The 13,278-nt window shown below is 55.0% G+C and carries 20 protein-coding genes and 1 pseudogene; 12 read left to right on the forward strand and 9 right to left on the reverse strand.

The genetic code is table 11. From position 1 onward, the window contains the following. From RQ738_RS11140 to RQ738_RS11150, 3 genes and pseudogenes are all read left to right on the forward strand, one after another. Positions 1-720 (forward strand): annotated as a pseudogene (locus tag RQ738_RS11140) (hypothetical protein); the annotation flags it as partial. A 471-nt stretch (positions 721-1,191) separates the two neighbouring features. Then, positions 1,192-1,926 (forward strand): archease, encoded by a 735-nt coding sequence (locus tag RQ738_RS11145; RefSeq protein WP_314165281.1) that lies wholly within the window; start codon positions 1,192-1,194, stop codon positions 1,924-1,926. Between the two features lie 17 nt (positions 1,927-1,943). Continuing rightward, positions 1,944-2,624, forward strand: a complete 681-nt coding sequence (locus tag RQ738_RS11150; RefSeq protein ID WP_314165282.1) for a fatty acid desaturase family protein — start codon at positions 1,944-1,946, stop codon at positions 2,622-2,624. A 74-nt stretch (positions 2,625-2,698) separates the two neighbouring features. On the opposite strand, the gene RQ738_RS11155 is transcribed toward RQ738_RS11150, so the two are convergent. Both RQ738_RS11155 and RQ738_RS11160 read right to left on the reverse strand, forming a co-directional pair. Further along, a complete protein-coding gene (locus tag RQ738_RS11155) occupies positions 2,699-3,136 on the reverse strand; it encodes a DUF2784 domain-containing protein (protein ID WP_314165284.1) in 438 nt (145 codons plus the stop codon). Between the two features lie 47 nt (positions 3,137-3,183). Then, positions 3,184-4,077: a patatin-like phospholipase family protein gene (locus RQ738_RS11160; RefSeq protein WP_314165285.1), complete on the reverse strand. Its 894-nt coding sequence runs from the start codon at positions 4,075-4,077 to the stop codon at positions 3,184-3,186. 124 nt (positions 4,078-4,201) lie between these two features. On the opposite strand from RQ738_RS11160, the gene RQ738_RS11165 reads away from it, so the two are divergent. Further along, the gene (locus RQ738_RS11165) at positions 4,202-4,651 is read left to right on the forward strand and encodes a CDGSH iron-sulfur domain-containing protein (protein ID WP_314165286.1); all 450 of its coding nucleotides are present in this window, start codon (positions 4,202-4,204) and stop codon (positions 4,649-4,651) included. A 70-nt stretch (positions 4,652-4,721) separates the two neighbouring features. Beyond that, the gene (gene yaaA, locus RQ738_RS11170; protein WP_314165287.1) at positions 4,722-5,489 is read left to right on the forward strand and encodes a peroxide stress protein YaaA; all 768 of its coding nucleotides are present in this window, start codon (positions 4,722-4,724) and stop codon (positions 5,487-5,489) included. A gap of 36 nt (positions 5,490-5,525) precedes the next feature. Here yaaA and RQ738_RS11175 read toward each other — a convergent pair whose 3' ends face one another. Further along, complete coding sequence (locus RQ738_RS11175) at positions 5,526-5,783, reverse strand: glutaredoxin domain-containing protein (RefSeq protein WP_314165289.1); 258 nt, start codon at positions 5,781-5,783, stop codon at positions 5,526-5,528. 148 nt (positions 5,784-5,931) lie between these two features. Here RQ738_RS11175 and RQ738_RS11180 point away from each other — a divergent pair, with 148 nt between their 5' ends. Beyond that, entirely contained in the window at positions 5,932-6,153 is a 222-nt protein-coding gene (locus tag RQ738_RS11180) for a hypothetical protein (RefSeq protein ID WP_314165290.1), read from the forward strand. On the opposite strand, the gene RQ738_RS11185 is transcribed toward RQ738_RS11180, so the two are convergent. After that, the gene (locus RQ738_RS11185; RefSeq protein ID WP_314165291.1) at positions 6,150-6,344 is read right to left on the reverse strand and encodes a hypothetical protein; all 195 of its coding nucleotides are present in this window, start codon (positions 6,342-6,344) and stop codon (positions 6,150-6,152) included. The two genes, RQ738_RS11180 and RQ738_RS11185, sit on opposite strands and share 4 nt — an antisense overlap. A 72-nt stretch (positions 6,345-6,416) precedes the next feature. On the opposite strand from RQ738_RS11185, the gene RQ738_RS11190 reads away from it, so the two are divergent. Further along, positions 6,417-6,809 (forward strand): hypothetical protein, encoded by a 393-nt coding sequence (locus RQ738_RS11190; protein ID WP_314165292.1) that lies wholly within the window; start codon positions 6,417-6,419, stop codon positions 6,807-6,809. A 3-nt stretch (positions 6,810-6,812) separates the two neighbouring features. Here RQ738_RS11190 and RQ738_RS11195 read toward each other — a convergent pair whose 3' ends face one another. Continuing rightward, on the reverse strand, positions 6,813-7,781 hold the full coding sequence (locus RQ738_RS11195) for a GGDEF domain-containing protein (protein WP_314165293.1): 969 nt from the start codon (positions 7,779-7,781) through the stop codon (positions 6,813-6,815). A gap of 134 nt (positions 7,782-7,915) precedes the next feature. On the opposite strand from RQ738_RS11195, the gene RQ738_RS11200 reads away from it, so the two are divergent. Further along, positions 7,916-8,494 (forward strand): DUF1415 domain-containing protein, encoded by a 579-nt coding sequence (locus RQ738_RS11200; RefSeq protein ID WP_314165294.1) that lies wholly within the window; start codon positions 7,916-7,918, stop codon positions 8,492-8,494. A 21-nt stretch (positions 8,495-8,515) separates the two neighbouring features. Then, positions 8,516-9,211, forward strand: a complete 696-nt coding sequence (locus RQ738_RS11205; protein WP_314165295.1) for an MgtC/SapB family protein — start codon at positions 8,516-8,518, stop codon at positions 9,209-9,211. Here the strand turns inward: RQ738_RS11205 and RQ738_RS11210 are convergent. Continuing rightward, entirely contained in the window at positions 9,208-9,744 is a 537-nt protein-coding gene (locus tag RQ738_RS11210; protein WP_314165296.1) for a hypothetical protein, read from the reverse strand. The genes RQ738_RS11205 and RQ738_RS11210 overlap by 4 nt on opposite strands. 62 nt (positions 9,745-9,806) lie before the next feature. Then, a complete protein-coding gene (locus tag RQ738_RS11215) occupies positions 9,807-10,124 on the reverse strand; it encodes a DUF6122 family protein (RefSeq protein WP_314165297.1) in 318 nt (105 codons plus the stop codon). 195 nt (positions 10,125-10,319) lie between these two features. Here RQ738_RS11215 and RQ738_RS11220 point away from each other — a divergent pair, with 195 nt between their 5' ends. Further along, on the forward strand, positions 10,320-10,706 hold the full coding sequence (locus tag RQ738_RS11220; protein ID WP_314165299.1) for a response regulator: 387 nt from the start codon (positions 10,320-10,322) through the stop codon (positions 10,704-10,706). Positions 10,707-10,713: 7 nt separating this feature from the next. On the opposite strand, the gene mutH is transcribed toward RQ738_RS11220, so the two are convergent. Both mutH and moaC read right to left on the reverse strand, forming a co-directional pair. Beyond that, a complete protein-coding gene (gene mutH / locus RQ738_RS11225) occupies positions 10,714-11,379 on the reverse strand; it encodes a DNA mismatch repair endonuclease MutH (protein WP_314165301.1) in 666 nt (221 codons plus the stop codon). A gap of 200 nt (positions 11,380-11,579) precedes the next feature. Then, positions 11,580-12,059 carry a cyclic pyranopterin monophosphate synthase MoaC gene (gene moaC, locus RQ738_RS11230; protein ID WP_314165302.1) on the reverse strand — a complete coding sequence of 160 codons (480 nt, stop codon included), beginning with the start codon at positions 12,057-12,059 and terminating at the stop codon, positions 11,580-11,582. A gap of 105 nt (positions 12,060-12,164) precedes the next feature. On the opposite strand from moaC, the gene moaD reads away from it, so the two are divergent. Further along, complete coding sequence (moaD, locus tag RQ738_RS11235) at positions 12,165-12,398, forward strand: molybdopterin converting factor subunit 1 (protein ID WP_314165303.1); 234 nt, start codon at positions 12,165-12,167, stop codon at positions 12,396-12,398. A gap of 2 nt (positions 12,399-12,400) precedes the next feature. Further along, positions 12,401-12,847, forward strand: coding sequence for a molybdenum cofactor biosynthesis protein MoaE (locus RQ738_RS11240; RefSeq protein WP_314165305.1), 447 nt, complete (start codon positions 12,401-12,403; stop codon positions 12,845-12,847). Positions 12,848-13,278: the final 431 nt, after the last annotated feature.

Raw genomic sequence — 13,278 nt, forward strand, 5'->3', positions numbered from 1 at the left:
ATCTGCGCGTATAATTCTTTGTCTCTCATGGCTTCTACGGTAACCTACCCACTTGATTTGGTGAAGAGCCACAAAATATACCTGCAGTATTTTCCGGAGGCAGTTCGCCCGCAATCTCTCATCAGCCGTGACAAGGGCGAGATCAGGGCATTTATCGATGCACATGGCGGACGCGCTGTGCTCAAGCCCCTTGCCGGCTCAGGCGGCAGGAATGTCTTCCTGGTGCAGCCGGAGGACAAACCAAATATCAACCAGATGATCGAGGCGGTATCGACAGAAGGCTATGTAATCGCCCAGGAGTACCTGCCCGATGCCGTTCATGGTGATGTGCGCCTGTTTCTGATGAACGGCAAGCCGCTCTGCTGCAAGGGCCGGTATGCGGCATTTCGTCGGCAGCGCAGGCAAGGTGACCTGGATATGCGCAGTAACATGGCCGCCGGTGCCAGGGCCGTGCCGGTGAAAGTAAGCGAGACCATGCTGGCCCTGGCTGCGGCGGTTAGTCCGAAGCTCATCGAGGACGGCATGTTCCTGGTCGGCCTCGATATTGTGAATGACAAGCTCATGGAAATTAATGTATTCAGTCCCGGTGGACTGGAATCCACAGGAAAAATCGAGGACTGTAACTTCAGTCGTGAAGTGATTCGGGCCCTTGAACGGAAGGTCGAGTATCTGCACGAGCATCCCGATGGCTTAGATAATACTAAAATCGCGACTCTTTGATGAGCCCTTGCGGCAGTTTGCAATGATGTTGCGGGACTGCCTGCACGAGAGCGGCAGGCACGGTTCTGATCAAGGTAATTGTGCGTATCCAGGGATAATGCCCCGCGTATTATTATGAATATATCACTGCTGTCCCGTTAATTCCCTCTCCCTTCGGGAGAGGGTTAGGGTGAGGGGATTTTGATTCGATAACACCTTGTTTTATTTACCCCCTCATCCTGGCCTTCTCCCTGTGGGAGAAGGGATAACGCCGATTAGAGGGTGATGAAATTTCATGTGTTCATACGCATCAATCAACCTGGTTACCTTATTTTCTCGAAGCTTACTGCTTGTCAGGCTTATGTTAACGGGACAGCAGTGTGAATATATATGTCAAACGTATGCCACCGGGATGAATTACTTGCGAAAGCGCGAGGCTCACAAGCGATGCCATCAGGTCGAGCAACCGGTCCGACATGCTGTGAATTTATAATGGATACTTACTGGGAACATTTTGAGCATGGCGCTGACATCGGCGTGCGTGGCGTGGCACCGAGTAAACAGGAGGCATTTGCGCAGGCCGCTGTTGCACTGTGCGCCGTGATCACGGATATCGAGCAGGTGGCCACTGAGGAGAGCATTGCCGTCAGCTGTAGCGCGGTGGATGACGAATTGCTGCTGGTCGAGTGGCTGAATACGTTGATCTTCGAAATGGCCACCCGTCGGATGCTGTTCGCGCGTTTCGATGTTGAAATATATGGCCAGCAACTTGTCGCTACCGCCTGGGGCGAACCACTGCAACGTGACAAGCACCAGCCTGCCGTGGAAGTGAAGGGTGCCACGCGGGCCTACGGGCCGGGACATGCCGATGCTCCCGAGGCCTTGCGCAGCGCCGGGCAACCGGTCTTGATTGGCGGTTCCATGGGGACGGCCTCCTATATCCTGGCGGGGACGACAGCAAGTGAGCAGCAGGCCTTCTCTTCTGCGTGCCATGGTGCCGGGCGGGCTATGAGTCGTCACCAGGCCAGGCGTCAATATCGCGGTCGCGAAGTGATTGATGAACTGGCGGGCCGCGGCATCATCATCAAGAGCCCATCGTTGCGCGGCGTCGCTGAAGAGGCCCAGGGTGCCTATAAGAATGTTGCCGCGGTGGTTGACGCGGCTGACCAGTCCGGCCTGGCACGCAAGGTGGCACGACTTGAACCGCTCATTGTTGTGAAGGGCTGATACAGGTGGAGACAGAGATGGGACAAGATACGATCTCTGCCGAACCGGAGCAGGCTGAACATAGCGAAGGAATCCGCGTCGGTGCCGACCTGTTAAATGCGACCAGGGCCTTTGCCAACGAATCAGTCATGAGGAGCTGGTGGCACGTTGGTTCAACATTAATCCTGATGATAAGCGCGCTCGTCGGCGCCGGGGTTGTACCCTGGTCGCCGTTGCGTGACCCGGCAAGGCACTGGGATTCCGCACTGGCAATACTTGCTCATGGCGGCCTGATTACATCGTTATGGCTATTTGGTGGTTTTGATGTGGCCTTGTTTAGCGTCCTTTTGCCGATGGCAATCGCCTCCGCGCTCGGCAGCTATCTTTTCTTCGCCCAGCACAGCTTTAAACGTATGCATATTATTACGCCCGAGGCCTGGACGTTTTACCGGGCGGCACTGGAAAGCTCAAGTTACATGCGCCTCAACAGGATCATGCAATGGTTTACCGGCAATATCGGTTATCACCATATTCATCACCTCAATGTGCGAATTCCATTTTATCGCTTGCCCGAGGCGATGGTGGCGATCCCGGAACTGCAGTCACCGGTGACAACGTCACTGATGCCAAAGGATATCAAGGAATGCTTCCAGGCAAGCCTGTGGGATCAGGCTAAACATTGCATGGTGACCTATCGCGAGGCGAACAGGCCGGTCTGAACAGGCAGATAAACCAGGGCGAACGGGTAACCTTAAGCAGGAGGCAGATCACTGGCTGTTGATATGCGTTGAGTTTATTTACGCAGTATGAGCCAGCTATAGACAAGCAGGTTGGTAACGATGACTATGCTGCCGAGGATTATCTGTATGTTGTCGAGGGGCAGAGTCGGATAGATAACAGGGCCCAGATAGTGCTCGATAAATCCTCCCTCATAACCGGCCTCGCCAGCGGCACGACGAAGTTGCTTTTCCCACGGCGTGAGCGGGCACGGCCAGCTTCGAAATTCGATAAGCACTCCCCAGATCGCGGCTGGCAAGTGCAGGAAAACCAGCCAGCGCCATTTCGCCACCAGCAGCCCGCCAAGGACGACGAAGACGATAAACATAAAGTGAATGACAAACAAGGTATCGGCAGCAAATGAATAAAGCATGGTGGTGATCCCTGTCGGGTAATTGATTATCCTGTCGCCGGGGCTTGCAGTGTCGGCATAACCCCGGTCTTGTGCTGGCACCGCTGCCGGCTTGAGTACACGTCCCCGCAGAGTGAGACAGACGCACGTCAGTCTGAATGATTAAAAGACGCCTCAGTAATCTCATGGCCGAACCGGATGAGTTCTTTCGCACGATAAAACTCGTAGAACAGGCAGACATCACTCGGGATATTGATGATTATGTCAGGGCCATAGGCCGCAAGCCTGAAGCGGGCGATGCTGTTTTGCATCGTATCAAGCGAATTGGTGATAATGTCAAGCATGCCTATATCGGTGGGCCTGGAATTGAAGATATTATCTTGCAGGTTGTCGATGAAGTGCTGGATCTTTTCCCGGTAGCTGGCATCTTCTTCAGTGGCGGGTTTTTTCTCTGCAGGGGCCGAGGCCCTGGTTACGGAAGATCGGGAGCGGGGCTGGGCACTAAGGTTGACGGCGATCGTGATATCGGTTTTGTCGTTCAGGGTTGGTGCAATCGGAATCGGGTTAAGCAGGCCGCCATCAACGAGTCGCATGCCATGGTAGGTAACCGGGGTAAAGATAGAGGGAATGGCCATAGATGCACGTATGGCCTCGAACAGCGGGCCCTTGTTTAACCATATCTCTTTCTGATTATCGAGATCAGTGGCGACGGCGGTAAAGGCGAGCGGTAAATCCTCAATCTGGTAATCGCCGATGAGTTCACGCAGCACGCGTATGATGCGCTCGCCTTTTATCAGCCCGCCTTCACCAAACGAAAAGTCAAGCAGGCCCAGTACGTCCATTCTTTCCAGCCGGGTGACCCACTCGGTATACACATCCAGATGCCCGCTGGCATAGATGCCGCCGACCAGGGCTCCCATGGAGGTGCCGGAAATGGAACGAATATCATAGCCCTGCTCGGTCAGCCAGTTGATCACGCCGATATGCGCCAGCCCGCGTGCGCCGCCGCTACCCAGCACCAGGGAGACGGTTTTGTTTGCCATCTGGCGAGTATAGTGGCTTTTGTCCTGTTCGTGTATATTTTCCAGGGGCGAGGAGTACGATTGGCAAGGAAAAGAAAACCTGATTAAATGCTTATGTAATGATACATATGACGATGAGTGAGGCATGCACTTGAGCGAAAAACCCAGCTACCCTGGTAACACCATCATGGTCCGCCCGGATGGGCCTTTGATCTGCGGCAGTGAACATGATGTTGTGACGGTGCAGGACGCCGACGGCAATCTCCTTGCGCGGGAAAGGGAAGTGGCACTGTGTCGCTGCGGTGGATCTGCAAACAAGCCTTTTTGCGATGGCAGCCATAAGCAAAACGGTTTTCGGGCCGGGCAGGAATTCACCGATGCGCGCAGCGAGGATATTACTGGTCAAAACGATGCGCTGGTGATCACGGTAAAACCAGATGCCATGCTGCTGGTAAAGGGCCCGGTAACGATTTTCAGCCGCAGTGGCAAGTCAGTGACGACGCGGAACCGCGGTGCATTGTGCCGCTGCGGTGCCTCGGAGAATAAACCCTTTTGTGACGCGCGGCACAAGCAAATCGTCTTTACGGATCAGTGAGCGACGTGGACGAACTAACTATGGCATAATCCGGCCATTCTTTTTAGGCAACAATATATAAACACACATCATGCTTATTGTTATTTCTCCGGCCAAGAAGCTGGACTACGATACTCCTCCTAAGGTCAAAACGGCGACCACACCGGAATACATGGAGCATTCCATGCTCCTGATCCGGCGCCTGCGCAAATTCTGTTCACTTGATATCGCCGAACTGATGAAACTCAGTCTGAAACTCGCCGAACTGAATTTCGACCGCTACGAGGCTTTTGCGCCGGAGTGTACCCGTGACAATGCCAGGCAGGCCTTGCTGGCCTTCAAGGGCGATGTCTACCAGGGGCTGGATGCGGAGAGCTTCAGTGCGGCGGATTTCAAGTTTGCCCAGCAGCACTTGCGCATCTTGTCGGGCCTGTATGGCCTGTTGCGGCCGCTGGACCTGATGCAGCCCTACCGCCTGGAGATGGGTACGCGGCTGGATACCGAACGCGGCAAAAATCTGTATGAATTCTGGGGCGATATCATTACCGATGGCCTCAACAAGCAACTCGGCAGGATCAAATCCGGCACGCTGGTCAACCTGGCATCGAATGAATACTTCAAATCGGTCAGGACAAAAAATCTCGCCGCTGAGATCATCACGCCGCAGTTTAAGGAATACAAGAATGGTGATTACAAGATGATCGGCATCCATGCGAAGCGGGCCCGCGGCCTGATGGCGCGTTATATCATCCGCAACCAGATCACTACGCCGGAGGCGCTCAAGGACTTCAATGAGGCCGGCTATGCCTTTAACAGGAAGCTCAGCGTCGGTAATTCGCTGCTATTTACGCGTCGCTAGGATGCCGTGGACGGCCAGCAGGCGGATGAATCACGGCTAGCTGTCAAACAAGTCGTCCAGTTCATCATCCATGTGCATTTCCGTCAGCTCGGTAAAACCCCCTATCCATTTACCGTCGATACTGATTTGCGGCACGCTGCGGGCATGGTTACTGATTTCGAGCATTTCCTTCAGCTCGGCCTGACTCTGATCAACGCGTTTTTCCGTATAGCTAATATTCCACTTTTTGAGCAGAGTCTTGGTCTTGTCGCAGATGGGACAGGCGCCTGTACTATATAAGGTTACCCGGGGCATAGTCGTGTTTTAACCATATTGGAAGATTGTGGATTTGAAGCATAGCAGATCCGGGAATATCGGACCGGCTGCTTGACCATTTCTCGGCACTGTCTATAATTTTAATAAGCTCGCCAGAGTAAAAGACACGCTGTAACTGGAGGATAATATGAATACGCTACACTTTTATGTCAGCGGTGACATCGATCCCGACAAGCTGACCTTCATCAAGGCCGATCTTATGGCCATGAGCCATGTCCACAATGTTGAAATCGGCAAGGGTTCGCCACGCGAGGTGCTGGTGGATGTGGATGAACACAGCAATATGACCATGAACATTCTCGATCACCTGAATGATATAGGGCTCAAGGCCGAGATAACTTACAGCTAGCCCGGTTTCCGGTGCAGGCTGTTTTGCCAGTCCGGGTTTGGCGTCCCGTGCCCGAGGCGAATATAATCACCGACTTCGTTTTCATACCAGCCGGTTGAGTGCAGATGCGGCTCAGCCGAATAACCCCACCAGGCACCGTCTTTATCCTGCGCCAGCCAGGTGACCCAGACCGGGATTTCGCGGTCAAACATGATTTATCCTTGCAGGCCGCGGATACGCGGCTTATTCTAGCATCTCGTTGAAAACCGGACAAAATCTGAATCATGAGTTTAATGCAAGTGCACGTCAACGGTCAGCCGCAAATCGATTATGACCGCAACAAACCGCTTACCGACAAGCAACAGGAATATCTCGACAAGATGGATGCAGGGATGGATGCCGGTATCAGCCTCGGCAAGGAGGAGATCAAGGAACCTGATCTGCTGCAGCGTGCCAAGTTCGTCGCCGGTTATCTGAGCCAGGCCCTGTTTGACGAAAATGAACAAATGATCGCTGCCAGCACCTCGTGGCTGGCAAATCGCCTGCCGGATCTGAAACAGGTCAAGATCATCCAGGAAGGCGAACAGATCTCGATTGATCTGGTCTTCGATGAAACCCGTGAGAACCAGGTCAAGGTTGACCTGCAGATGCCAGCCAGGGGCAAGCCGCTACACTAGCCGCTAAAGGGCCACGCAATCCCGCCCGGCGTGCTTGGCACGATACAACGCGGCGTCGGCTGCCTCGAGCAGGGCGGTCATGGTTTGATGACTTTTCAGCTCGGCCAGCCCCATCGAAACAGTTACGTGCGGCAGTTCGTTGCCATTCTGATCCACAATAGCCGTATTGCGTAATTGCTCCCGGAGTCGCTCGGCGATAATGCGCGCCGCGCTGGCCGTCGTATCGGGGAGGATGAGAATAAACTCCTCGCCGCCGTAGCGGGCTGCATAGTCATAGGGACGGATGTTTTCGCCAAGGGTTTTCCCCACGCAGGCAAGGGCACAGTCGCCCGCATGATGGCCGTGGTTATCGTTATAACGCTTGAAGTGATCAACATCGAGCATCAGCACACACATGGCAGCCTGTTGAGTCTGTGCATGGAGAGCCAGGCGCGGCAGGCTGTCGTCCAGCCAGCGTCGGTTGAACAGCCCGGTCAGGGCATCGATCTTTGAGTGCTGTTCAGAGATAGCTTGTTGCTGGCGGCTCTCGAAGATGACAAGGTTATCCTTGCGAACCCGTGAAGACAGTGTATAGAGCATGTTGCGGGCGAGACAGTTGGAACGCTCGATGAGTTTCCAGACGACCTCTTCATCAATGAGCAGTAACTGGCAGTCACAATCGGTTACCACGATCGCTGAAGGCCGTTTGCGTTCGATGATCGACATCTCGCCAACACAGTGACCGGCCTCAAGGTAGGTCAGCGCCTCATGGCCTTGCCAGTCGAGCCGCACCTGGACCCGGCCGCCGAGAATCAGGTAGAGCGTACGGTTGTCGCGATCCGGTGTCAGTAAAACATCACCGGCAGACAATAATGCCTGGCGTGCGTGTTTCAGCAGCCAGAGCAGATTGGCCTCACTTTCACCGCGTAAAATCTGCTGGGTCGCCAGTTGCTCGGTGGTCACCGGCCGGGGCCTGCTGTTGAGGGAAGACATATGGTCCTCTGGTTATATGTCGTATCGAATTTCTGACGGAATTCTGGCACAGTGTTATATATATACAATAGGCAAAGCATGGAACTGTGGGCTGTGCACAGGCGTTATGCGTCACAGATCACAAAAAGATGAATATGGATACATCCCTGATTCTGGATGCCAGCCGTCGCTGGCTGGAGACGGTCGTGATCCGGCACGGGCTGTGCCCGTTCGCCTCCCGTGTGCTGGACAAAAATGGCCTGTCTTTGGTTGTCAGTGAGGCAACCACGCCTGACGCACTGGTGCGGGACCTGACGGAGGAACTCTTGCGCCTGAACGATCATTCACGTGCGGAACTGGAAACCACCTTGTTGATACACCCCTACGTATTAACCGGGTTTCAGGTCTATAATGACTTTCTCAACGTGGTCGATGCGATTATTGACGAGGCCGGGTTACGCGGCGTGTTGCAGGTGGCGAGTTTCCACCCGGACTACCGGTTTGCCGATAGTCAGGCGGATGATGCGGCCAATTACTCCAACCGTTCACCATTTCCGATGCTGCACCTGTTACGTGAGGCCAGTATCGACGAGGCTGTCCGTGACTGGACAGCCAGGGGCCGGCAGATGGAAGATATCCCGCTGAGCAATACCCGGACACTCAGGCGCATGGGTAAATCGCTGCTCGAGAAACAGCTTCTCGCCTGCAAGGAAGCCGTGATTGAAAAAAAATAAAGGCACTCTCAAGGATTTTGTATGCTGACTGACTACCTTACTATTACCACTCCTTTACTGGTCGCCCTGCTGATGGGTGGCCTGATCGGCCTTGAGCGTGCCTGGCATGGTCGCCCGGCGGGGCTGCGTACCCATACGCTGGTGTGTGTCTCCTCGAGTTTATTGATGTTGCTGACGGTCTATCAATGGGACCTGTTATCCGCGACGGTACCGCTGGAAGCGATACGCATCGACCCGACCCGTATGGCCCAGGGCATCATGACGGGCATCGGCTTTCTGGGTGCCGGTGTAATCATGAAGGAAAAACTCACTATTCGTGGCCTGACCACGGCGGCCTCGATCTGGATGACCGCCTCCATCGGTATCATGGTCGGCCTGGGCTTTTATTCCTCGGCGGTATCCGCAACCGTGCTCACCCTGATCGTGCTGTCCCTGTTTGGACGCCTGGAAAACATGTTACCGGCGCGCCGCTTTGGTAACCTCATCCTGCGTTACAAGACCAGTGACGAATCTCTGCACGAAGATATCGACAGCCTGATCGCTGCCCATAATATCAAGGCATATCACCCGAGTTACCATCTGGATGACGAGGGCCGCATCCTTGAATACAGCATGACCATTTATACCAATAATGTGCATAACTTCCGCAAACTGGCAGAGAGCCTGCAGGGTGCCGAGCGCCTGGTTGAATTTAGCATCACGCCCAGCGGTAACTAGGAGCCTGCGAGACCGGCGAGCTCCAGAATAAACAAATCCCCCAGCGCTTCGCGAATCTGCTTTATCGCCAGGTGTTGGCCGTCACTCGGGTCTTCCCAGTACTGGCAGGTCATGCGCAGGACATCCGGTTGTCGGTCGGAATGCAGATAGAGTACGGTCATGTAGTTCTCATGCGGTGGGCCATTCGCGGAACTACTGCTGGCGACGATGGCCGGGGCCAATAACACGTTCTCAATCTCGCGCACCGTGCGCGTCACGGTGAAGGTGTCCGGTTCGACCACTTGTTGCTGGCGGGCACGGGTACGCAGTTCAAAATCACAATGCGGGTAATACTGATCCAGCTTCCAGCTGGAGTATTGTGGCTGGCCGTACTGGATCATCACGCCGGCATCATTCGCCGGAATAGTCAGCTGCCGGGTCAGGCGCAGTGTGGAACCGGCCGGGGGTGAAAAAAACGGCGAGCTGATATCACGTGGCGGCACATACTGGCAGGCCGCCAGTGCAAGGCATGAGATCAGGAGAATTATTTTCATGTACACCTCCGGCATAGCGGGTTTTCAGCTTGAGAGGTGGCCGGCAGACTGTCAAGTGAGTATTAGTACAGGGCCTGGCGGTAGCAGTCCGAGGCGTCCAGCGCCATATGCAGCAGAAGACCAGTGGCAACGATACGGAGCCTGGGCACGAGCAAGAGCATGCCATATACGGCCATGGCCGGCTCGGTATGTAACGGATGGGTGCCTATGCTGCAGCGGTCAGGGTCATAGACGGGGTCGGCGAGCAGGTGGTCAAGGTCAACCACGATAGTTGCGCACATGAGCAGCCAGGCGTGTTTCCAGGCCGGCCGAAAGGCCAGTCTGGCGACCACGCCGGGGACGAGGAAGTGGGCAAGGATATGTAAGGAAGCGGCTATCATGAAACGTTTATTCTAAAGCAGGGATTCGTATTATGACGGATAGTCGTGCAGACAGACAGGCCTTCTGCATCCCGGCGCCGCTCAGCGAGCATCAATACAAGCCTCTGTGCCGCTACCGGAAGAGCCGGGTTTATTTTTCGTATGCTATTCTGGCCGCATGCAAAACAGGTAAAAGCGAGTCAGGAGCAGAAAAGCATGAGTGCTGAAACACTGAGCCGGATCCTCTATGTGGAGGATGAAGCGGACATCCAGGCGGTCGCAAGGCTGGCGCTGGAAGCAATAGGTCAATTCACGCTGGAGGTCTGCAGCTCAGGTCAGGAGGCACTTGACAAGGCCGAGGCATTCGCCCCGCAACTGACATTGCTGGATGTCATGATGCCGGGTATGGATGGCCCGGACACGATGAAAAGGCTGCAGATGATCCCCGCACTGGCAGATGTGCCGACTGTCTTCATGACGGCCAAGGCACGGCCGCAGGAAATCATGGAATACAAGGAGCTGGGCGCTGCCGATGTGATTGCCAAGCCGTTTGACCCGATGACACTGGCCGCAACGATTAACGCTATCTGGCGGCGCCTTTGAGGCCTGTCTAGGCGTAATGGGCCTGCAAGAGCGCATTGGTGAAGCCGACCCGTAAATAAAAGCCGCGCGGCAGGGTCTGCATCGGCTCACCAGCCGGGCCGATGGCATAGACGAGCACGCGTGAATGTGCCGCCTTCGGGCGGATCTGTAATACCTCGCCATGCCGGGCATCCAGTGACTCAAACTGGCCCAATGCCACGGCTTCCATGAGTTCTTCCCAGTCCGCCTGCAGGGCGGCCAGCTGCTGTGCATCGGCGCGCCAGAGCAGAGCGTTGCCGATATGCCTGTCCGACAAGGGGATGTCGGCAGCGGCCTCGACGGGTAACCAGAGCACGTGGCGCAGCTTGTGATAAACACAACTGTCTTCCCAGCGAAGCCCACTGGCCGCACGTAGCGGTACGGTGCATACCCAGGTCGATTCCTGTACCTTGCCCTGCGCGTTGAGCGGCAGGGTTTTTAATTCGATACCCAGGGCACGAAAGTCGGGTTCGGATCGTCCGGCGGCATCGGCACCAAGTGCCTTTTCCACCAGCTCCCCCAGCCAGCCCTTGTGTTGTCGCAGGTTGGCGGGAACAGCAACATCAAGTTGCGCCGCCAGCTCAGCGACACTCAGGCCGGCAATGGCCCGGCAGCGCTCAAGGAGTTCCTGTTCGGTTGTTGGTGGGGACGGCATGATTTAATAAAAGCCCAACGCAGAGGCGCAGAGACGCGAAGATCGCTGAGACAATAAATAAATTACCATTTGTTTGGTTGTAGGCAAGATAACATTCAACTAATCCAATAATTCTTTGCCGTCTCGGCGTACTTTACGTCTTTGCGTTAAAAGAATTATTAAGGCTCTTATCAGAACACCAGGTTCATCTTGTGTCGGAATCAGTCTTCACGTAGCCAGGCACCGGATTTACCACCGGATTTTTTCAGTAATCGAACGCCATCGATAAGCATACCGCGGTCAACGGCCTTGCACATGTCATAGATGGTCAGCAGGGCTATCTGCACGGCGGTCAGGGCCTCCATCTCGATACCGGTTTTACCATCGGTCCGGGCGGTCACCGTGCAGGTCACACCATCCTCGCGAGTCAGGGCATCGAACTCAATATCCACATGGGTCAGGCTCAGCGGGTGGCAGAGCGGGATCAGCTCCGCGGTCTTTTTGGCGGCCATGATCCCGGCAACCCGGGCGACCCCGAGCACATCGCCTTTCTTGTGCTTGCCGGCACGGATTAGCTGCAGGGTAGCCGGTGCCATCAGGATGTGGCCGCCGGCCACGGCCTCACGTCGGGTCACGGTCTTGTCGGCGATATCGACCATGTGTGCTTCGCCGCGCGCATTGAAATGAGTCAGTTTGCCCATCGGTGGTACAATCTCCCTGGTGCAGGTCTGTTAAGTATTGAGTATAACGGGTCTGTACGCTGCGGGCATGTCTGCAGTAAATACATATTAATTATGAGGTCGTCCATGACGATACAGGTCCGATTCTTTGCCAGCCTGCGCGAGCGCATGGGCCGTGATGGCGCCGAGCTGGCGCCCGGCACGGCCGCTACGGTCAGCGAGGTCTGGGACGCGGTGAGCAATGGCGAGGCCATGCCCGATAACGTGCTCGTCACCATCAACCAGGATTACGTGCAAACACATGCCAGCGTGGCAGACGGTGACGAGGTCGCCTTCTTTCCGCCGGTCACCGGGGGTTAAGCATGGCCGAAGTCCGTCTCTTTCCTGACCGTCTCGAACCTTATGTCGAACTCGCGGCCTATGAGCGCGACCTGATCTCCCGTTTCGGTGTCGGCCAGTATGGCGCCACCACCAGCTTTGTCGGCAGCATGCGCGATTTCAACGAAGGTGACGAAGTCGCGAAAATGTTTCTCGAGCACTATCCCGGCATGACCGAGAAGGTACTGGAGAAACTCTGCGACCAGGCCATGGCCGACTATCCAATCCTCGACTGTCTCATCCTGCACCGTGTCGGTGACATCCTGCCGAATGACCCTATCGTACTGGTCGCGGCGTGGTCAGCACACCGTGGCGCGGCGTTTGATGCGGCCCGTTTCCTGATTGAAAAGCTGAAGACGGATGCGCCGTTCTGGAAGAAGGAGTCGATTTCAGAAGGTGAGCGATGGGTTGAGAAGAACACGGATGGTTAAGCGGGGCTTAACTTAAAAAGGCTTTTAAGTTTTTAAAGACAGTTGTTTTTTTTCCGCGCTGCGCCCAGCGCGTGTTACTTTCTTTGCTCGTGCAAAGAAAGTAACCAAAGAAAACACGCCCCGCGACTTGCATGTTTATTCAGTCGTCACTGAATAAACATGTTCCCTCACTGCTCGAAAATGGCCGGTACGCGCAGAACTCACCCGTTTGCTTAACGGCTTTTTACTCCCTTCGGTCGTGCCTACAAACGGGGTCGACTGCGCGTGACCTTCCGGCCATTTCCTGCGCGGATCGGCTTCATCGAAGGGGGTTAAAGTCTAATTCAGTGCTATTTTTGTTGTGAATAGTAATTAGGGCTCTTCACCAAATCAAGTGGGTAGGTTACCGTAGAAGCCATGAGAGACAAAGAATTATACGCGCAGATATTAGG

Origin of the sequence: Sulfuriflexus sp., from assembly GCF_032250955.1 — a bacterium.
Lineage (GTDB): Bacteria > Pseudomonadota > Gammaproteobacteria > AKS1 > AKS1 > Sulfuriflexus.